The 20,382-nt window shown below is 62.4% G+C and carries 14 protein-coding genes; 13 read left to right on the top strand and 1 reads right to left on the bottom strand.

The features are described from left to right. The first annotated feature begins 60 nt into the window (after positions 1–60). The 13 genes from LRS06_RS24815 to LRS06_RS24870 all read left to right on the top strand — a co-directional run bounded on the left by LRS06_RS24815 (position 61) and on the right by LRS06_RS24870 (position 19,413). Entirely contained in the window at positions 61–2,559 is a 2,499-nt protein-coding gene (locus LRS06_RS24815; protein ID WP_257873912.1) for a glutaminase family protein, read from the top strand. A gap of 116 nt (positions 2,560–2,675) precedes the next feature. Continuing rightward, on the top strand, positions 2,676–3,182 hold the full coding sequence (locus tag LRS06_RS24820; RefSeq protein ID WP_257873913.1) for a phosphoheptose isomerase: 507 nt from the start codon (positions 2,676–2,678) through the stop codon (positions 3,180–3,182). Between the two features lie 406 nt (positions 3,183–3,588). Then, positions 3,589–5,364, top strand: coding sequence for a class I mannose-6-phosphate isomerase (locus tag LRS06_RS24825; protein WP_257873914.1), 1,776 nt, complete (start codon positions 3,589–3,591; stop codon positions 5,362–5,364). A 40-nt stretch (positions 5,365–5,404) separates the two neighbouring features. Continuing rightward, complete coding sequence (locus tag LRS06_RS24830) at positions 5,405–6,205, top strand: DeoR/GlpR family DNA-binding transcription regulator (protein WP_257873915.1); 801 nt, start codon at positions 5,405–5,407, stop codon at positions 6,203–6,205. Positions 6,206–6,349: 144 nt separating this feature from the next. Further along, positions 6,350–7,747, top strand: a complete 1,398-nt coding sequence (locus tag LRS06_RS24835; protein WP_257873916.1) for a sugar porter family MFS transporter — start codon at positions 6,350–6,352, stop codon at positions 7,745–7,747. Between the two features lie 105 nt (positions 7,748–7,852). Continuing rightward, positions 7,853–8,482, top strand: a complete 630-nt coding sequence (locus tag LRS06_RS24840) for an RNA polymerase sigma factor (protein ID WP_257873917.1) — start codon at positions 7,853–7,855, stop codon at positions 8,480–8,482. Between the two features lie 802 nt (positions 8,483–9,284). Then, the gene (locus LRS06_RS25710; RefSeq protein WP_374679474.1) at positions 9,285–9,374 is read left to right on the top strand and encodes a hypothetical protein; all 90 of its coding nucleotides are present in this window, start codon (positions 9,285–9,287) and stop codon (positions 9,372–9,374) included. Continuing rightward, the gene (locus LRS06_RS24845) at positions 9,353–9,865 is read left to right on the top strand and encodes a glycoside hydrolase family 76 protein (RefSeq protein WP_257873918.1); all 513 of its coding nucleotides are present in this window, start codon (positions 9,353–9,355) and stop codon (positions 9,863–9,865) included. Before LRS06_RS25710 ends, LRS06_RS24845 begins: the two co-directional genes overlap by 22 nt. Positions 9,866–9,892: 27 nt before the next feature. After that, entirely contained in the window at positions 9,893–12,331 is a 2,439-nt protein-coding gene (locus LRS06_RS24850) for a GH92 family glycosyl hydrolase (RefSeq protein ID WP_257873919.1), read from the top strand. 28 nt (positions 12,332–12,359) lie between these two features. Beyond that, a complete protein-coding gene (locus LRS06_RS24855) occupies positions 12,360–13,577 on the top strand; it encodes a glycoside hydrolase family 76 protein (protein WP_257873920.1) in 1,218 nt (405 codons plus the stop codon). A 199-nt stretch (positions 13,578–13,776) separates the two neighbouring features. Continuing rightward, the gene (locus LRS06_RS24860) at positions 13,777–14,352 is read left to right on the top strand and encodes a zinc ribbon domain-containing protein (RefSeq protein WP_257873921.1); all 576 of its coding nucleotides are present in this window, start codon (positions 13,777–13,779) and stop codon (positions 14,350–14,352) included. Between the two features lie 51 nt (positions 14,353–14,403). Beyond that, on the top strand, positions 14,404–16,341 hold the full coding sequence (locus LRS06_RS24865) for a hypothetical protein (RefSeq protein ID WP_257873922.1): 1,938 nt from the start codon (positions 14,404–14,406) through the stop codon (positions 16,339–16,341). A gap of 81 nt (positions 16,342–16,422) precedes the next feature. Next, a complete protein-coding gene (locus tag LRS06_RS24870; protein WP_257873923.1) occupies positions 16,423–19,413 on the top strand; it encodes a DUF6493 family protein in 2,991 nt (996 codons plus the stop codon). A gap of 272 nt (positions 19,414–19,685) precedes the next feature. Here the strand turns inward: LRS06_RS24870 and LRS06_RS24875 are convergent, their stop codons facing one another. Continuing rightward, positions 19,686–20,375 carry a hypothetical protein gene (locus LRS06_RS24875; RefSeq protein WP_257873924.1) on the bottom strand — a complete coding sequence of 230 codons (690 nt, stop codon included), beginning with the start codon at positions 20,373–20,375 and terminating at the stop codon, positions 19,686–19,688. Positions 20,376–20,382: the final 7 nt, after the last annotated feature.

The following is a 20,382-nucleotide window of genomic DNA, read 5'->3' on the forward strand; positions in this document are numbered from 1 at the left end:
AGCAGTACTCCCGCAGCCTTTCCCTGGCTGGTTGCCTCCGCTTTCTCTGGTCGCCACATCATGAAACTTCTACGAATCTTCTTGCCGCTCAGCCTGGGCTGCCTGAGCTTGGGGGCTAATTACGCCGAAGCTCAGAAGCTCCGCCCCCCGGCTTATCCGCTCATCACCCACGACCCTTACTTCAGCCTCTGGTTGTTTCAGGACACGCTCAGCGCGGGCCCTACCCGGCACTGGACCGGGGAAGCGCAGCCCCTGGAAGGTGTGGTGCGCGTCGATGGCCGCTCGTACCAGCTGATGGGACAGACTGCCGCGCCGCTGCGGGCCATTATCCCTATTGCGGCCGAAACCCCTTATTCGGCCCGCTACACCTTCGAGGCCCCGGCCGCGGGCTGGGAGCAGCCGGCTTTCACTACCGGCGCCAGCTGGAAGATCGGCCCGGCCCCGTTCACCAACAACACCAGCCAGGCCGGCACGCAATGGACCAGCCGCGACGTGTGGGTGCGCCGCAGCCTGAAGCTGAGTGGGGCCCGGCCTACCGGCAAGCTCGTGCTGCTGCTTTTGCACGACGACGACGCGGAAGTGTACCTCAACGGCGTGCTGCTGCTGAAGCAGGGCGGCGCCAACGGCAGCTACGAACGGTTTGCCCTGCCCGATGCGGCCCGCGCGGCCTTGCGCCAGGGCGACAACCTGCTGGCCATGCACTGCGCCAACCCCCAGGGCGGCGCCCATCTCGACGCCGGTATCTACGCGGCGGGACCGGAGCCGACTCTGCTGCCCGCTGCCCGTCAAACCAGCGTTACGCTCACGGCCACCCAGACTTCGTATTCCTTTGAGGCTGGCCCGGTGCGGCTGACGGCCCAGTTTCTCTCGCCCCTGCTGCTGGATAAGCTGGAAACCCTGGCCCGGCCCGTCAGCTACCTCACTTTCCGGGCCCAAAGCGCCGACGGCAAGCCCCATAAGGTGCAGGTGCTGCTGGCGGCTAGTGCTTCGCTGGCTACCAACACGCCCTACCAGCGCGTGGCTACCCAGGTAGGTAAGGCCGCGACGCTGAACTGGCAGACCGTGGGCACCACCACGCAGGCCGTGCTGGGCCAGTCCGGCGACAACCATCGTATCGACTGGGGGCAGGTCTACCTGGCGGCACCCGGCGGCGCAGCGAAAGTCGGAACCGGTACGCCGCAAGCGCTGAAGGCGGCATTTACCAAAACCGGGGCCTTGCCCTCAGCTAGCCCAACTCAATCCTCATCAGGCACTCAGGCGCAGAACACCGCGCTGGCTGCGGTGTTGGATATGGGTCAGGTAAACCAGCCTGCCGAGCGCCACCTGCTGCTGGGTTACGACACGCCCTACGCCGTGCAGTACTTCGGCCAGAACCTGCGCCCGTGGTGGCGGCGCGACCCGGCCATGACCATGGCCAAGGCCCTGCAAGCTGCTGAAGCCGATTATGCCAGCATACGCCAGCAGTGCGCCGCCTTCGATAAGAAACTCTACGCCGATGCCCAGGTGGCCGGCGGCCGGGAGTACGCCGACCTCTGCCAGCTGGCTTACCGGCAAGCCGTGGCGGCTCACGCCATAGCGGCGGGGCCCAAGGGCGAGCTGCTCCTGCTCTCGAAGGAAAACTTCTCGGGCGGCTTCATCGGCACCGTGGACGTGACGTACCCCTCGGCCCCGCTGTTCCTGCTGTACAACAATGAGCTGGCCAAGGGCCTGCTGCGCTTTATCTTCGACTACAGCGAGTCGGGGCGGTGGCAGAAGGATTTTCCGGCCCACGACCTGGGTGTTTACCCCCTGGCCAACGGCCAGAAGTACGGCGAGGACATGCCGGTGGAAGAAGCGGGCAACATGCTCATTCTCACGGCAGCCGTAGTGAAGCGGGACGGCAAGCCTGATTTTGCCCGCGCCCACTGGGCCACGCTCACCAAGTGGGTGGAGTTCCTGAAACGTGACGGCTTTGACCCGACCAACCAACTGTGCACCGACGACTTTGCCGGCCACCTGGCCCGCAACGCCAACCTCTCGGCCAAAGCCATTATGGGCATTGCCTGCTATGGCCAACTGGCGCGGCAGGTGGGCGACGAAAAAACGGCCACCGAGTACACCGCCCTGGCCCGCGACTACGCCCGCCGCTGGATGCAGATAGCCGAGGACGGCAATCATTACGCCCTGACCTTTGATAAGCCCGCCGGCTCCTGGAGCCAGAAGTATAACCTGGTGTGGGACAAGCTGCTGGAGCTGAACATATTCCCCCAGGAGGTAGCACAAAAGGAGCTGGCCTTCTACCTCACCCAGCAGCAGCGCTACGGCCTGCCCCTGGACAGCCGAAAGACCTACACCAAGTCGGACTGGATACTATGGACGGCTACTCTGGCGGAGCGCGACGCAGATTTCCAGGCCCTGGTGCACCCAATCTGGCTGTACGCCAACGAAACTCCGAGCCGCGTCCCGCTCGGCGACTGGCACGAAACCACTGATGCCCGGCAGGTTGGCTTCCAGGCCCGCTCGGTCGTAGGCGGCTATTTCATCAAGCTGCTGCAAAAGCAATTCGCCAGCAAGCCTTAAATGGCGTCTACTACCCGAGGCGAACAGGGCAATTCAGCCTGGTTCTGGCAACTTTACCGCGGGATTTTCACCTGACACTTCCTTCAATTCAACCCAGTAGTCTTTTTCACCTTTGTATGCCCTCAACTGATTCCCAAAAGCAGGCCTTATTCGAGCAAGTAGCCGCGCAGCTGCAGCAACAGGGCTTCCGCATTGCCCAGCAGGACCAGACGCGGCCCTGGGGTGGCTTTTTCGTGCTCGATGAAAGCCAGGCCCAGCAATTTGCTGATCAGTACTTCAATGGCTTGTCCATTGACGAGCTACGTATTTCGGGCAAGCTGAGCCCGAAAGTGCTGTTGGTAGCGCCGAATGCCCGCTTGTCGTGGCAGTACCACCACCGCCGGGCCGAAATCTGGCAGGTGGTGCAGGGCCCGGTAGGCGTGGCCACGAGCGACACCGATGAGCAGGGTGAAGTGAAATGCTACCCTACGGGCGAGCGGGTGGTGCTGCGGCAGGGCGAGCGTCACCGTCTGGTAGGACTTAGCGGGTGGGGCATCGTAGCCGAAATCTGGCAGCACACCGACCCAGTCTACCCATCCGATGAAGACGACATTGTGCGCGTTGAAGACGATTTCGGTCGGTAGCAACGGGCAGAAGTACCCAAGCAGACAGGGAGTATGAGCATTCATACTCCCTGTCCGTGTTTTTATACCAACCTAGTTCTTGTGATGTGGCCCTAAACAGGGAAATAGGATTTGCCGCCACTGCCCATAAATGACAGCTGTGCCTTGATCCTTTGAAGCCTTGTCAAGAGGCATTAGTGAGTCAATTTTCAATTTTTATGATCGTTTATATACAAAACAATCATTTATAGTATTTATATTGCATCATAAAGACAAACACTGGGCTAGTGCAGTGCGTTGCTCCTCTGGGGCATTAAGTACGAAGTCGTTCATTATTGGGAGAACCTATTAGCTGCAAGGGTGAACCGCTTGACAGCAACAGACTTCCCTTTTTCTCGCTTAAGCACGGCCTTTCGGCACCCCTCATATGCGCGCCTCCAACTATGATAAGTATCCCTTTGTGCCGGTAGCCGCAGGGGCCGATGCTTGCCAGACGGGGTGGTCGGCCATCACCAGTGCGTTGCGGGCCGCACTACAAGCCCTGCCAGTAGCCACCGACCAACCGCACGTGCTAGCCGTGGAATGCTACCCAGGCACCGACCTCAAGCAGCTGCTGCACGAGCTGACGCAGGCCCTGCAGCCGGCCCAATGCCTGGTAGCTGACGACCTGTATTACTCCCCAGCCGAAATCGACCGGATGGTAGCCGCCCCGCTCACCGACGACCCCGTCTTTGGCCGACTTAACGGGCTCACGGTAGCCGATTTCTTCAACCCCCAACGTCTCCAAGCCGCGCAGGAAGCATTGGCCACGGCCGCTGACCAGCTGGTGGTTGTTGTGGGTACCGGGGCCACGCTCGTCTGCCCCGCTCCCACCCTGGTGGTTTACGCCGACCTGGCCCGCTGGGAAATCCAGCGGCGGCAGCGGCGCGGAGAAATTGCCAACCTGGGCAGCAGCAACTTCAGCGAAAAAGCTAGCCTCAAGTACAAGCGCGCATTTTTCGTGGACTGGCGGGCGGCCGACCGGCTCAAAAAGCAGGTGCTGCCCCGCGCCGACTTCCTGCTCGATACCAACGACCCGGCCGTGCCCAAGCTCATCAGCGGAGCCGATTTACGGGCCGGGCTGGCGGCGGCCGTGCGGCGGCCGTTTCGGGTGGTACCGTTCTTCGACCCTGGCCCTTGGGGCGGGCAGTGGATGCGCGAGGTGTGCGACCTGCCCGACGGCCCGTCCAACTACGCCTGGTGCTTTGACTGCGTGCCGGAGGAAAACAGCCTGCTGCTCGGCTTCGGTGAGGCGCGGGTTGAAATTCCGAGCATCAACCTTGTGTTTGCCCATCCGCGCGAGTTGCTGGGCGAGGCCGTGCACGGGCGCTTCGGCACGGAGTTTCCCATCCGCTTCGACTTTCTTGATACCATGGGCGGCGGCAACCTCTCGCTGCAGGTCCACCCGCTCACCGAGTACGCACAGGACAAGTTTGGCCTCGCCTACACCCAGGACGAGAGCTACTACATGCTGGCTGCCGAGCCGGAAGCGGTGGTTTACCTGGGGCTAAAGGAAAACGTTGATTTCCCAGCCTTGCTGGCGGACTTGCAGCGTGCCCAGGACGACCCGAAGGCTCCTTTTCCGGCCAGCCAGTACGTCAACGCGTTTCCGGCCCGAGCCCACGACCACTTCCTGATTCCGGCGGGCACGGTGCACTGCTCCGGGGCGGGCGGCATGGTGCTGGAAATTTCAGCCACCCCCTACATCTTCACTTTCAAGCTCTGGGACTGGGAGCGGCTGGGCCTCGACGGCCTGCCCCGCCCCATCCACCTGGCGCACGGCGCGGCTAACATTCAGCCGGACCGCACCACGAGCTGGGTAACGCAGCATCTCGTCAACCAAGTAACCCCCTTGGCCAGTGGCCCCGACTGGCGTGAGGAACGCACCGGCCTGCACGAGCGAGAGTTCATTGAAACGCGCCGCCACTGGTTTACGGGGACCGTGCCGCATGATACCCACGGCGGCGTGAACGTGCTCAACCTGGTGCAGGGCATTGAAGCCATTGTCGAAAGCCCCGGTGGGGAATTCGAGCCCTTCGTGGTGCACTACGCCGAGACGTTTATTGTGCCGGCGGCCGTGGGCGCTTATACCATCCGGCCCCACGGCCCGGCAGTGGGCACTGAGTGCGCTACCCTGAAAGCCTACGTGCGCACCCGGCCCTAGCCTCCTTCGCCAGTAGAATTTCCCCTAATCAAAACGCGTGATGACTGACTTAGTAACGCCCGAAAACCCCGCCGCGGCTCGCGCCCAGATTATCGTCGAAAAGCTGCTGCACACGGGTACCGTGGCCGTGGATGAGCTGGCCGCCCTGTTCGGCGTATCGGTGGCGACGGTGCGCCGCGACTTAGTGGAGCTGGAGCAGCGCGGACGGCTGCGGCGCACCCACGGCGGTGCCGTGCCCGTCGAGCCGCTGCTGTACGAGCCGTTTCGCTACGATTCGAGCTTTCATGAGCAGATAGACCGCAACCTGGCCGAGAAGCGTCGCATCGGCCTTGCCGCCGCTGCCCTCATCCAGCCCGGCGAAACCATTTCCCTGACTGCTGGTACCACCACTACCCAGGTGACGCGCAGCCTGCGGCCAGGCGCCAATGTGACCGTCGTCACCAACACCGTGAACGTGGCCATGGAGCTCAGCCACCGCAGCGACGTGCGGGTGTTTGTGACAGGGGGCTTCCTGACGGGCGGCTGGTTTTCGCTCGTAGGACCCGCCACGGCGCAGGCGCTAAGCCAGTTTTATGTCGATAAGGTATTTATCGGCGTCAACGGCATTGATGCCGAACGGGGCCTGACCTCGCTGCACCCCGAGGAAGCCGCCGTGATTCAGGTGATGCTGCGCCAGGCCAAGCGCCGCATCGTGGTGGCCGACCACACCAAGCTCGGCGTGGTGGCTACCTCCCTTATCTGCCCCACCGTCGAAGTCCACCAGCTCATCACTGACACCGGCGCCACCGAAGCGCAGCTGGCTCCTTTCCGGCAGCTCGGCATTGAGGTGCTGCTGGCCTAAAAGCAGGATTCATACCGCCGCCATCCGGTGGTCTACTCGGTGGAATGGCAGGTTGAGGCAAAAAGGCAGTACCGTCCTCAGGAGAGCCGCCCGGGCTTTGATGCTACTGCCAGCCGCATTTCACTTCTAATTCCTTCACTCGTCATGCCTTCTTTCCGCGCCCCCGGCCCGCTGTTTCGTGAACCTGCTGGCTCGCCTACCGCTACTGCTCTCACCCCAGGCGGCAGCCCGCGCTACGTGTACCTGATTGCGACGGTGGCGGCCTTGGGAGGCCTGCTGTTTGGCTTCGACACGGCCATCATCAACGGGGCTCTGATTTTTCTGAAGAAGGACTTCAACCTCAGTGACGCCGAAACGGAATGGGCGGCCAGCAGCATCCTGTTTGGGGCGGTGATTGGGGCCGCGTTGGCGGGTTGGCTCACGGACCGTTACGGCCGGCGCCGGCTGCTGTTTGCGGCGGCGGCGCTGTTTACCCTCTCGGCGCTGGCGGCCGCAGTGCCGCGCACGCTCACCGAGTTTGTGCTGGCCCGGCTGGCGGGTGGTTTGGCCATCGGCTTGGCCTCGCTGCTGGTGCCGCTCTACATTGCCGAAATTGCCCCGGCCCGCATCCGGGGCCGGCTCGTTACACTCAATCAGCTCGCCATTGTGACGGGCATTCTGCTGGCGTACGTGGCCAGCTACTACCTGGCGGACCTGGGGCTGGACTCGTGGCGCTGGATGTTTGCCTCGGCCGCGCTGCCCTCGCTGCTATTTATGCTGACCTTGCTGCTGGTGCCCGAGAGCCCGCGCTGGCTCCTGGGCCGGGGCCGCGAGGCCGAAGCCCTCAACACCCTCACCCGGCTCAACGGTCCGGTGGCCGCGGCGGCCGAAGCCGAGGAGATTCAGGCCGCGCTGGCCGCCGAGCGCGGCGAGGAAGCCAGCCTTAGCCAGCCGCGCCTGCGCCGGCCGCTGCGCATTGCCGTGGTGCTGGCCGTGCTGCAGCAAATCACCGGCATCAACACCATCCTCTATTACGGCTCCATCATCTTCACCGAGCACAGCGGGCAGAGTGCCTCGTCCGCCATCGGCGCCAACGCCCTGATTGGGGGCATCAACTTCGCCGGTACGGTGGTGGCGCTGTTCGTCATCGACCGGATAGGGCGCAAGCCGCTGCTGCTGCTGGCTTCGGGCGGTATGGCCTTGTCGTTGGGGGCCTTAGTAGTCGCCTTGCAGCTGCACGCCTCAGGGCCCTGGCTGCTGGGCTTGATTATGCTGTACGTGGCCTGCTTTGCTGTGGGGCTGGGGCCGGGCGTGTGGGTGGTCATCACCGAAATCTTCCCCAACGCCGTGCGCGGCCGGGCTGCCTCGCTGGCCACGGTGGCCCTGTGGGTGGCGTGCACGCTCATCTCGTTTACGTTTCTGTCCCTGGTGAAAGCCGCGGGCCTGAGCGGGGCGTTCGGGCTCTACGCAGTGCTATCGGCCCTCACGTTTGCGTTTGTGTGGCGGGCCGTGCCCGAAACCAAGGAGCGCACCCTGGAGGAGATTGAGCGCGCCTGGCAGTAGAAGTCCAGTCCGGGCAGTTTCTGGCTTCCGGCCGCTGCACTTGAACCTTCCGCTGGCTTAATGCCTGTTTACCCCTCCTACTCCCGTTGCTTTATAACCCGACCTATGCCCGAACTAAATGCTTTCGTGTGGGATGAGTTTCGGGCGGGAAGCCAACGGTCCTTCGAGCACATTTTTTTGGCGTACTACGACTCGCTCTACGGCTACGGGATGCAGCTGGCCCATGACCAGGAAGTAGTCAAAGACTGTTTGCAGTCACTGTTCCACCGCCTGTGGCAGCGCCGGACCAGGCTGGGAGCCGTCGAGGAAATACGGCCCTACCTGTTCAAGGCGCTGCGCAACGAGGTGACCGCAGCGCTGACAGCCCGGCGCCGCCAAGGCGAGCTACCCAAGGCCTCTCCCCAGGAGGTTGCCGTGCCGTTTACGGTGGAGGACTTCCTGAATGCCCGGCCGCTTACGGCCGAACAGCACGCCCAGCTGCTGGCGGCCCTGACCCAGCTTAGCAACCACCAGCGGGAGGCCGTCCACCTACGGTTTTTTGAGGGCATTGCCTTCGAGTGCATTACCACGATTATGGAGCTACAACCCCAGTCCGTGCGCAACCTGATCCAGCAGAGCATTAGGCGTCTGCGCCTGGCCTGGCCTCTATTGGCAAAGCTGTTGCTGAGAATGGAGGCAGTGGTCATGACGACCAAACAGGGTAAACTAATGAATCTGTTAATCAGTGGCTTGTAAAATAAAGAAGCTGAAAACCCTTCTTAAGCGAGTATAATTTTCACAATAAGGCCTGGTAAAGATGATACCCGCGCTTTTCCTGGCGGCTATGGCTTTGCATTTGTCGTCAGTCTAAAGGTTTGTTTCCGCTGAGGCCTTTCAGCACCGCTTCACGCCAGGGCCTGCAGCAATGCCCCCTGGAGTACTGTGCGCCAGGCCAACTGCTCCTTACCACAAATTCCCGTTCTATGCTCTCCTTCCTGATTTCCCGGACGGCAGTCTGCGCTCTACTTGGCGGCTTGCTGCTGCCGGCCTGCAACGAGCCCGTCGACGACGCCATTGCCCCGCCCAAGCCAGCCCCGCCCGCTGCTGCAGTGGCTAACTGGGCGGCCCGCGCCGACTCGGCCCAGGCCGCCCTGCAGCAGTACTACTGGGCACCCACCGGCCAGTACTACTGGCAGAACAACCTCGGCAAGCCCGACTACAACTACTGGTGGCAGGCCCACGGGCTCGACATCCTGCTCGACGCCTATGAGCGGACCCAGAAAACGGAATTTCTAACCCGCATCAAGAACCTGCAACAGGGGGCCAAGGCCAAGAACGGCAACACCTGGCTCAACAACTGGTATGATGACATGGCCTGGCACGCCGTGGCCAACCTGCGCGCCTTCCAGCTAACCCAGGACCCGGCCTTCAAGGAAATTGCCCTGTTGCTCTGGGCCGACCTCAAAACCGGCTGGAACGAGCAGCAGGGCGGCGGCATTGCCTGGAAAAAGACCAGCTGGGCTACAAGACCACCCCTTCCACGGCCCCCGCAATTATTCTGGCAGCCCGGCTCTATCAGCTCGATAAGAACCCCGACGACCTGGCCTGGGCCAAGAAAATGTACGAGTGGCAAAAAAGACGCTGGTAGACGCCAACGGCATGGTCTGGGACGGCATCAACGACGAGGGCACCAGCAACAAGAAGTACCACTTCAGCTACTCCCAGGGCGTTTTCATCGGGGCCGGGCTGGAGCTCTACCACGCCACCCAGCAGACCGGCTACCTCGACGATGCCAACCGCACGGCCAGCTACGTGCTCAACGACAGCCAAATGTCACCGGGTGGGGTCGTCGGGAACGAGGGCGGCGGCGACGGGGGCCTGTTCAAGGGCATACTGGTGCGCTACCTGAGTTTGCTGGCTATGGAGCCCGCCGTAAGCGCCGCCACCCGCGCCAGCTACGTCAACTTCCTCAAGTTCAACGGTGAAAGCCTGTACCAGCGCGGGACCAACCGTTCCCAGTACCTCTTCAATACCAGCTGGACCAGCCCGCCCGGCGCTACCGTGGACGGCTCAACCCAGATGAGCGGCGTGATGATGTTTGAGGTCATGGCCGACCTGCAAGCCCGCAAGCTGCTTTAAGCTACCAGCCTCAGTAATCTGTAGACGATGAAAAACACCTTCACCGCCAGCCTTTTGTTGCTGGCAGCCCTACTAGACGGCGGCCTTGCACAAGCCCAGAGTGCCTCCAAAGCCGCGCCAAAAGCCAAAGCGGCACCGGCTACCAGCGCGGTAGCTTCGGACGTGCTTCGCTACGTCAACCCCAACATCGGCACGGCTCATAGCCGCTGGTTTTTCTATACCCCGGCCGCCGTGCCCTATGGTATGGCCAAGCTGGCGCCTTCCACCAACGGGCACTACGGCAACGCCTCGGGCTGGGAAGCCGTGGGCTACGATACTCGCCAGAACTCCATCGAGGGCTTCGTGCATTTCCACGAGTGGCAGGTAGGCGGCGTGAGCTTTATGCCGACCACGGGCGAGCTGCGCGTGAAGCCCGGCGACCTGGATGGGCCGGCCACGGGCTACCGCTCCCGCTTCGACCGGAAAAATCAAGTGGCCGAGCCGGGCTACTACAAGGTGCTGCTCGACGACTACAACATCACGGCTGAGCTCACGGCTACCAAGCGCGTTGGGTTTCACCGCTACACCTTCCCGCAGAGCGAGCAGGCGCACATACTGCTCGACATCGGCAACAAGCAGGGCGAAAGCAGCGAGGTCACCGATGCCAGCATCCGGATGCTCGACGCTACCCACTTCGAGGGCTTCGTGAGTACCTACCCCAAGTACGTACAGAACTACGACCCGGCGGGCAAGGTGAACATGTACTTCTTCGGCGAAATCAGCCGGGCCCCGGCTAGTGTGGGTGCCTTCACAGCAGCCGGGGTGCAGCCCAATACCCAGACGGCCCAGGGCAAAGGCGCCGGGCTGGTGCTGAACTACCAGACGGCCAAAAATGAGAAGGTAGAACTAAAAGTAGGCCTCTCCTATACCTCGACAGCCAACGCCAAGGCCAACCTGCAGGCCGAGGCCGCCACGCTTTCCTTCGACCAGGCCCGCGCCCAGGCCCAGGCCACCTGGCGGCGGGAGCTGGGCAAGCTGGCGGTGGAAGGCCCCGACGAGGCCAGCAAGACCAAGTTCTACACCGGCCTCTTTCACGCCTTGCTCGGGCGGGGCATTGCCAGCGACGTAAACGGCGCCTACCCCCGCCACGCGGGCCAGGTGGGCCAGTTGCCCAAGCCAGCGGCCGGGCAGCCTAAGGCCGAGTTCATCAACACCGACGCCATTTGGGGCGGCTACTGGAACCTGACCCAGCTCTGGGCCCTGAGTTACCCGGAGTGGTACGGCAGCTTTGTGAACACCCAGCTGCAGGTGTACAAGGACCGGGGCTGGTTTGGCGACGGCCTGGCCAACAGCCAGTACGTGTCGGGTGTGGGCACCAACATGGTTGGCCTGGCTGTAGCCGCCGCTTACCAGGTGGGCATCCGCAACTACGACGTTAACCTGGCCTACCAGGCCGTGCGGGCCAACGAGCTGAACTGGCGCAACCGTGCGTTTGGCTCCGGCAAGATGGACAACAAGGCGTTTGTGGAGCGGGGCTACGTGCCCTTCCGCGACGAGTACAAAGAGTACAAGGGCGAGTGGTTCAAAACCGATTCGACGGGCGCGTATTTCGCCAACTCGCACACGCTCGAATACAGCTACAGCGCCTTCGCCGCAGCCCAGATGGCCAAGGCCCTGAACAAGCCGGCCGACTACGCCCAGCTGCTCAAGCTGTCCAACGGCTGGAAGCAGATTTATAACCCGCAAACCAAGCTCATGCAGCCCAAGCTGGCCGACGGCTCGTTTGCCCCAAAGTTTGACCCGTCGGAGCCCTGGCGCGGCTTTCAGGAGGGCAACGCCTTGCAGTACACGTTTTTCGTGCCCCAGAACCCGGCCGGGCTGATTGACGCCATTGGCAAGACGCGGTTCAACAGCCGGCTCGACAGCATCTTTACTGTTTCCGAGAAAAACGGCTTTGGCGGGGGCAAGGAAATCGACGCTTTCGCCGGCATCAAGTCGATTTACAACCACGGCAACCAGCCCAACCTGCACATCAGTTGGTTGTTCAACTTCTCGGGCCAGCCCTGGCTGACGCAGAAGTGGACCCGGCGCATCTGCGACGAATTCTACGGCACCGAGCCCATTCACGGCTATGGCTACGGGCAGGACGAAGACCAGGGCCAGCTCGGTTCCTGGTACGTCATTACGGCCCTGGGCTTGTTCGACGTGAAGGGCTTCACCGATGCCCGACCCATCGTGCAGCTGAGCAGCCCGGTTTTCCGCCGCGCCACCATTGCCCTGGCTGGCCAGAAAAAGTTGGTGATTGAGGCGCCCGCGGCCTCCAAAACCAACTGCTACATCCAGTCGGCCCAGTTCAACGGCAAGCCGCTGGCCAACTGCTGGCTCTACCGCGACGAGCTGATGCAGGGCGGCAAGCTGGTCTTCGTGATGGGCAGCCAGCCCAACAAAGCCTGGGGCACCAAGGTACCGCCGCCCTCGGCCCAGTAGGCTTAGTGTCGTTCTATTCCTCCTCGCTATGAACCCGCTTTTGAACCGCATTCGGCTGGTCACTCTCAGCTTACTCCTGCTCTTGCCCGGCCTGGTGCCCAAGGCAGCCGGACAGCACCGGGCGGCCGAGTACCAGCGGCGCGCGGAAAGCATGTACGCCTTGGTCTGGCAGCGCTACCAGGTGCCGGCTCATAAGGGGCTGTTCACGGAAAACTACCCCTCGAACCGGGCCGATACGCTCACCTACATGCAGGGCGGTGGGGTTCAGGAAAAGGCGGTGAGCTTTCTGTGGCCCTTCTCGGGCATGTTTTCGGCCACGAATGCCTTGCTCAAAATCCCGGCAGGTCGAAAGAAATACCTGCCTTACCTGAGCACGCTGGTGACCGGCGTGGAGAAGTACCGCGATACGCTACGCACGCCGCCCGGCTACCAGGCCTACCCCGTGCAGTTTGAAAAATCGGACCGCTACTATGATGACAATGGGTTGGTTGCCATCGACTACATGGAGGCCTACTTCAACACCAAGAACCCGGTGTACCTGCGCCGAGCTCAGGGCGTGTTCACGTTCATCGTCAGTGGCTGGAACGAGGATGCAGGCGGGGGCGTGACCTGGCTGGAAGGCCACAACGACCAGAAGCCCGCCTGCACCAACGGCATGGCCACGCTCGCGGCCCTGAAAATCTACCAGGGCAGCAAGAACCGTTACTACCTGGACTGGGGCCGCAAGCTCTACGGCTGGATGTACCAGAACCTGCGCGACTCGACCGGGGTGTACAGCAACGACAAAAAGCTCGATGGCAAGGTCAACCGCACGTTCTGGACCTACAACTCCGGCTCTATGCTTGAGGCCGGCGTGCTGCTCTACCAACTCACCGGCGAAAAGCACTACTTGACCGAAGCCCAGCAGCTGGCCAAGGACGCGTACCGCCACTTCAGCCTGGTGCCCCACCCCGCGCCGCACACCCTCAAGATTGACTTGCCCTGGTTCGTAACCGTGCTGTTCCGCGGCTACGAGGCCCTGTACCGCCAAGATGGCAACTACCAGTATGTCGGGGCCATTGAGCAGGATTTGAACTACGCCTGGGAGCATGCCCGTGACGCCAACGGTTTATTCACCTCCAGCTGGACGGCCAACCCCGACGAGCTGAAGAAGCCCAAGCGCCTGCTCGATGAGGGGTGCATTGCCGAGCTCTACGCCCGGCTGAGTGCCCTGCAAAAGATCAGGAAAGGAAAACCAAGAAGCTGATTTTAAACTTTTGGGCTGCTTATCCAGCGAGCAAGGTGTGGCACCAAGGCCTTTTTTGCACGGTCGGGTCCAGTCAGGTGAATTATCAACCGCTTCGCGCGGATTCCTTATCCTTTCCGGTAAAATTTTAGCTCCACAGCAACTATATGACCGTCTACCGTAGAAGCAAGGCAAATTCCTTTCCTTTTTACGCTAGCCTATGGCCACTGAATTCTCGCTCCTGGAGCGCAATATCCTCAAGGCAAAAGGCTTGTCGGAAGAGCAGCTGGCGGCCCTGGGCAGTATGGGCGTAATGAGCCGGGCTGACTTTGAAGCAATTGGCACCATCGTCACCTTGCTGGAGCTGTTCCCCGACCTGGACCCGGAAGTAGCTGCCCGCGTGCTGGAATGGGCCCTGCCCCCTGCTGCCCGCGAGGTAGCCACTGGGCCGGCCGCTTCGCTGGCCAACCCAACTATTGTAGTGGATGCCTCCGACGCGGTGTTTTGCGCCAACTGTAATCACAAGCAGCCCAAGGACTATACGCCCGGAGACCTGTGCGTGAACTGCGGCCGCCAGGCCGAGCCCATTGAGCAGTGCTTCTGGTGCGGCTCGAGCGGGCCGGGCAAGCGCTGCCGCAGCTGCGGGGCCGTGTTCGTGCGCACCGCTGACTTGCCCCTGGCCCTGCTGCTGCGCCGCGACGGGCTACCAAAAGACGACATCCCGCGCCGACTGGCCGAGGCAACCAGCGAAGAAAAAGAAGAGCTATGGGGCCGCGTACGCCGGGCCCGGATATAGGTGTAGCATCAGTTCAGCCCGATGCGAGCTACTTGTGAAACCTGCGGCCAGGTGCAGCCGCCCGATTGGAAACCCGGCGATTTGTGCGGGCACTGCGGGGCCGTGGTCCGGCACGAAAGCCGCTGCCACTGGTGCGTGAAGCTCACGCCGGCCGGCAACTACTGCCGCCACTGCGGGGCCGGGCTTGTGCCCGACGAGCACTACGGCGCCGCCCGCTGGCTTAAGCACCTGGGCAGCGACCAGTTCGTGATTCCTGAGCGGCTGGCTTCCATGGACCCCGAACAGGTTACGCACTTCACGCGCCTCTACCAGCGCCACGCCAACGTTGTGGAGCGCCACCTGGATGATATGGCGTACGCCGAAGGCTTTGCCCGGCAGCGCGGCTGGGTGCGGACCTGGGAAGAAGTGCTGCTGCCCCGCCTGCCGCTGCCCGATGAGCAGCTGCAAGCCCTCACATTGCCCCCAATTGGTGGCACCACCGAGGAAGAAAGACTGCTCGAAATCCGCACCCGGTCTCCGCTGCCGGTCAGCCAGGCCCTGGCCGCCCTGGCGCGCATCCGCTGCTGGCAGGCCAGCGACGCAGACTACGTAGCCATGGGGTTGGGCGAGGATATGGAAATTGCCATCCGTCAATTGCGCGGTGACGACCCCGCCCTGCGGCTTGAAGCCGCGCTTACGCTAAGCCATTGGCGCTTTGCAGAAGCAGGTGGGGTATTCGGGCAGCGCGAAGTTGAGACGACGCTGCGAGAGGCTGCTCTGGGCCCCTATGGCGTAGAGGCCGCCACGCATCTGGCCCTGCTTAAAGCCCGCGGCAGCGGAACAAGCCAGCCCGTTCCCCTGGCGGCCCTGGCTTCCGAAGAAACCGACTTGGCATTTGCGGCCGCCCTGGCTTCCTTCGCGCCCGAGCCCCTGCTGGCGGCCCTGCGCGTACCCCGTCGTCGGTTTGCGGCCGCTCTCACGCTCAGCAAGCTGGGAGTTGATTTTGAGCTGGCCGCCCTACTACCCGAGTTTACAGCCGACGAAGCCGAGCAGATCCTGCGCGTGCTAACCCATCAGCAGCGCCCGCGCCCCGATTTGCGCGCCTACTTCAAGGCCGCTATGGCGGGCCGCTATCAGGTGTACGCCCATACCGTAAAGCCTATGCGGGAGCTGCTGCTGCTCGACTTGCGCCCCGATGAGGCAGTAGAGCTGTTACGCGAGCAGCCCGAGCCGGCATTTGCGGCCAAGCTGCTGCAAGCCTCGGCGCTCCTGCCAATGGAGCAGGGAGCCGTATGCAGCGAGCTGGTGGCCCTCAACCTGTTCGACCCCTCCCAGCTACCGGTGCTGACTATGCTCATTCAGTCGGATACTTTGCCGCTGAGCTTTATCCCCGATACGTTTGCCACGGCACCGGAAGGGTGCTGGCGCGGACTGCAAACCTTGGCTCATCACCAGCTTGATGCCCACGCGGGTCTGGCCATTCAGCCCCTGCACGCCTTTTTGCGCCGCCTGCGCTGGGATAGTGCGGCTTCGCTACGGGCGCGCAACTGGGCGCACAGCCTGCTTACGTACTGGTACGCCGGCCACAGCGCCAGCCAACGACCAGAGCTGACTTTCACCCAGGTTGCGGCCACCGCCTATTTCCCCTCCTTTCAGGAATTCGCCACCGACTTTCTCTACGGACTGGAAAACTCCGCCGTACTGGAGGCCCTGGAAGCCGGCCAGCGGTTTTACTATCCTTTGCTGGAGGTGCGCAATATCGAAGACGCGACCCTGGTGAATAGCGCCCTGATGACCCTGCACCCCAGCTTGCTCGACCGTCTGCGCACAGCGCTGGTGGCCTTCATCAACGAGCAAGGCGACTGGCATCCCCGGCAGGGGGCCTTTCATATCCTTAATCTGATGCGCCAACACGCGCCGTGGCAGGCGCAAAATCAGGCGCTGCTCGAAGCTATGCGCGGCGGATACTACGACTACGAAGTGCAGCAGTTGCTGGCAGCCTCTGACTAAAGGCGGGCTTTTTTAGCTCGCGCAGCTCATCAAATAGTAATCACACAAAAGCAATAAGCCGGCTTATTTCCTTCTTTGCCTATGCCTACGCTCCCGGAAACCTTTGAGCATATTCTGCTTCGCCAAACCAAGCGGGAGCTGCTCGCTTTTCTATTGAGCTTGGATAAAAAGGACGTTGTGCCCATACGGCAGAAGCTGCTCGTCCTGAAGCAGGAGCTGGAAGAGCACAAGCTGCGCGAAGTAGCGCCGGGAAAGTTCGAGCATACAGCACTCATCACTCCGCAACAGGGCGAAATGCTGTTTTGGGCGGGCCTGGCCATGCACTCGCGCAAAGAAGCGCTAGGGCGCGGGTTTAACCTGTGGTACCTGCGGCAGTTTGAACTGCCAGCCGACTGGACGCCTGCGGCCGAGCGCCCGCCTTTCCTGGCCATTCTCGACCGGTTTCGGCCCGATTGGCTAAGCGAATGGCTATTGCGCCGTACGCGGGCCAATGTGTGGGCTGCCCCGCAGTACAGCCTGATTCGGGAGCTGGAGCGCCGGCAGCTGCTGCCCTACGATGGGTGGCTGACCGCGCAGTCGGTGGCCAACCTGCTGGCAGTCTACAACTGGCGGCGCAACGACGTACCGGGAAACGACATCGAAAACTACGAACAGCTCATACTGGATGATATCCGCGCCGATGAGGTCCTGCTGACGCGCGATATTCCCCTGCTGTTTGACTTCGACACGATGGTTGATACGGCCAGCACTTTCTCAGGAAAGGAGCGCACGCACGTCACCTGGCTTACCGTGCTGCCGCAACTGATAGCCTCGGGTCACCTCAACCGCCACGATGTCTTCTCCCGCTGCCTGCTGGCGCTGCGCCGCAGCTTCCGCCGGCCGCTGCTCACCTGGTTTAAAACGTTATACAGCAGCCTGAGCCCCACCCCGTCCGAGCGCCTGGCTCAGCAGGCCGAGCTGGTGGAGTTGCTGACCCACCCGTCGGCCCTGGTTGTCAACTTTGCTCTCGACCAGCTCAAGGATATCTGGGTAGAGGCTGCTTTCGATACCGAACTATTGTTGCGCTCCGCCGATAGCCTGCTTTCCCGCCCCGACTTGAAAACAGGCATCAAAGCCCTGCTAGCCGGCTTTGGCAAGACGCTGAAAGGCAAGCCGCAGCACGCCCGGGCCGTGGCTCACTTCTACGCCGGGGCGCTGGCCCACTCCGATGCGGCGGTGCAGGAGCGCGCCGCCAAGAACCTGGCTGAGCTGCTTGGCTCCGGGAAACCTGTGCTGACGCCGGCGGAAACGGCTGAAGCTACCCTCACGCTGACCCGCTATGCTGATTTGCTGTCGACCACTGCCCGCACCACGCTGGCTCCCTGGCTGACGGAGCTGCCGCCCGCGGCGCCCGTTCCCGAGGCCGTCAGCTACGCGCCTATTGCGTTCTTTGTGCCTGACCTCTTCCCTGCCACGGCCCTGGAGCCCGTAACCGACTGGCACGAGCTGCTGTTCCTGACCGGGCAAGTGCTCCAGCACGACGATCCGCTGGTCCTGGAACGCTGGCTGGATGGCCTTTTGCGGCAGCAGGCCACCTTCCCAGCCGATTACCCGGCCCTGCTCCAGCCCTACGTGCAGCAGATTATTCCTTTTGAGCTGGAACCCGGCCAGTCACTGGCTGACCAGTGGGAACTGCCGCACGTTGCGGGTGGGCTGGTAGTGGGGCACGCCGGGCTGGCGCGGGCCCTGGTGCTAAGCTGGGCTACGGACTTTGCTATCGGCTTCGTATCCCGGGTGACGCCGGGGCAGTACGCTGTTTCCGACCCCTTGGTAGAGGTTGAGCAGCAGCGCCTGCAATTCGTGGAAAGCCTGCTGCGCAGCCGGCGCGCCCTGTCCCTGCTGAGCACCCCGACCCATGCCCCATACTGGGTAGCCCCCACTGCGCTGATGCAGAAGCTGCTTGCCTATGAGGCCGCGCACCAAGAGCCGAACCCCACGGATGTAGCCCTGGCGCTGGCCCGGGTGGCTTACCATGCTCCGGCCGAGGCGGCAGCCGCCCGCCAGCTGCTGCCCCAACTCAACCACGCCGGCCTGCGCAGCCTGCTGGCCTGGCTGCTGAGCCCCACCGAGGAGCCCTTGCCCGAGGCGGCCACGACTGTTGCTGAAACCACCGGGTCCGATTCGCTGGAAGCCGCGCTGCCCTGGCTGTGGGCGGTAGGCGCCCGTACCCGGCAGCCTACAGCTGAATTTCCGGCCCTGGCTCGTCTTACGCCGCCCGAGTGCCCCAACGTGGCGCGCCCCTGGCCAATGGTTTGGGAACTGGTCCCCAAGTCCTATTCCTCGGTGCAGCAGTGGAAGCCAGACAAGCCTACCGTCACCGAAAAATGGGTTGAGCTGTCGGTGCATCAGCAGCGGACGGCTTATCCGCCGCCCAATCCTGCGTTGCTGTATTCCCTGTATCCGGCTTTCCAGCCCGCCAAGGAAAATAAATGGCAGACCATCCTGAATTTCGGGGCTAACTATTCGTTTCTGGCCGCGCTGCTGCCGCAATATCCTGCCCCTCTGTATTGGCGTACGCTGCACCTGGCGGCCACACGCGACACGGTAGACTCAACTACCCGCGAGGTACTGAGCCAGGCCATGCGCACCCTGCTGGTGCCCGGGCCGGCTTTCGATGAAGCCGCCACCCTGCTACTGGCAATCGGGCTCACCCACACGGCATCCGTGGTGCGGGCGCTGGCCCTGGAAGCACTGCTCCTGGCCTGCGACACCGGTCGGCTGGTCCCCGCTGACCTTGGTCAGACGCTGGGTAAGCTGCTGAGTGCCGGCTTTGTGCCCTTGCCACGCCTCAGCGACCAGCTCGCCCAGGCCCGCGCCATTGCCCCTGCCACTGACGATGCCCTGCGGCAGCTGCTGGAGGCTTTGTTGCCGGCCCTGCCCACCGAGCCCCTGCGCCAGACCAGCAAATTGCTGGCAACCTACACCGACCTGCTGACCCGCTATCCACAGCCGGTTCCCGCCGCCGTGCAGGACCGGCTCCGGGAGTGGGCAAGTACGCCCAGCCTCAAAAAAGAAGTGAAGGAACTGCTTTGAAGCCGCCCCGATTCCGCCAAAAGGTATTGCTGGTATCCTGCCGCAGGGCGCATTCGGCGCTTTTCATTCGATGATCTACTGCCTAATGAAGCGAAGATCATGGCTTAGCAAGGGGCTGTACTGATGATGGATAACGCCCATTGTGCCGAGCCACTGCCTAAGTAAAGAGCTCCTTATGGAAACACCCTTCAGCATTGGTCAACCTACGCAGGTGGCAGCACACCTCGTTGAGGCGCTACCCACTGCGCCGGGCTACTCCACGATGCGGCTTATTATTCCTTGTAGTACCCTTTGATTGGGTAGCTGCGGGTAGTGGTAGTCCAGCGGCCGTTGGTTTTGCGGCGGGTCTTCACCGTCACCTTTTCCCCGCCCCCGGTGGCATCCTCTTCTATGGTCAGCACTTCGCTGAGGCCCTTGCCAGGTATGACCGCATACTCGGTTGTCATGTGCCAGCAGCAGCCGCCTTTCCCAAACGTAATCAGGCGCTTCCGCTTCGAGTCGACCGTGAACATGCCCAGATTGTCAGTGGCCAGAGCCGTCAGCTCGGCACTGCGAATGAATTTTCGGGGGTGGCTGGCGTACACGTACACGTCGTAGGAAGGGCCGCCGTAGCTGCTGTTGTTGCCGTTGCGGATGGCCAGGTCTTCGGTGCTGTCGAAGTTGAAGTCGTCGAACAAGAGCGGACTTTGCTCCCCGTACAGCTCCACGGTATTAACCGAGGGCTGCTGGCGGGCGTCGAGGTAGAAATTCAGGTCCTCGGAGATGAATGTCTGGACCAGCTGCTTGGTTTGCTTGTCGTAGAGGCGGATGGTGCCTGCCCCCTGACACTGCTCCGTGGTGCAATCGGCCGCGGTAATTTTAGCCGAATAGCGGGCCGATGCCTTGGAAATAGTGAAGCTGCGTTGCGCATGACCGGCCGTGGCGGCTCCAAGCAAGAAAGTCAGTATAAAGCAACGAATCATAAGAGCC

It is taken from the genome of Hymenobacter sp. J193, from assembly GCF_024700075.1.
GTDB lineage: Bacteria > Bacteroidota > Bacteroidia > Cytophagales > Hymenobacteraceae > Hymenobacter.

Coding starts and splice junctions, on each gene's coding strand:
- LRS06_RS24815 (WP_257873912.1), top strand. CDS start 61: ATGAAACTTCTACGAATCTTCTTGCCGCTCAGCCTGGGCTGCCTGAGC.
- LRS06_RS24840 (WP_257873917.1), top strand. CDS start 7,853: ATGCCCGAACTAAATGCTTTCGTGTGGGATGAGTTTCGGGCGGGAAGC.
- LRS06_RS24855 (WP_257873920.1), top strand. CDS start 12,360: ATGAACCCGCTTTTGAACCGCATTCGGCTGGTCACTCTCAGCTTACTC.
- LRS06_RS24820 (WP_257873913.1), top strand. CDS start 2,676: ATGCCCTCAACTGATTCCCAAAAGCAGGCCTTATTCGAGCAAGTAGCC.
- LRS06_RS24830 (WP_257873915.1), top strand. CDS start 5,405: ATGACTGACTTAGTAACGCCCGAAAACCCCGCCGCGGCTCGCGCCCAG.
- LRS06_RS24860 (WP_257873921.1), top strand. CDS start 13,777: ATGGCCACTGAATTCTCGCTCCTGGAGCGCAATATCCTCAAGGCAAAA.
- LRS06_RS24835 (WP_257873916.1), top strand. CDS start 6,350: ATGCCTTCTTTCCGCGCCCCCGGCCCGCTGTTTCGTGAACCTGCTGGC.
- LRS06_RS24875 (WP_257873924.1), bottom strand. CDS start 20,375: ATGATTCGTTGCTTTATACTGACTTTCTTGCTTGGAGCCGCCACGGCC.
- LRS06_RS24825 (WP_257873914.1), top strand. CDS start 3,589: ATGCGCGCCTCCAACTATGATAAGTATCCCTTTGTGCCGGTAGCCGCA.
- LRS06_RS24870 (WP_257873923.1), top strand. CDS start 16,423: ATGCCTACGCTCCCGGAAACCTTTGAGCATATTCTGCTTCGCCAAACC.
- LRS06_RS24850 (WP_257873919.1), top strand. CDS start 9,893: ATGAAAAACACCTTCACCGCCAGCCTTTTGTTGCTGGCAGCCCTACTA.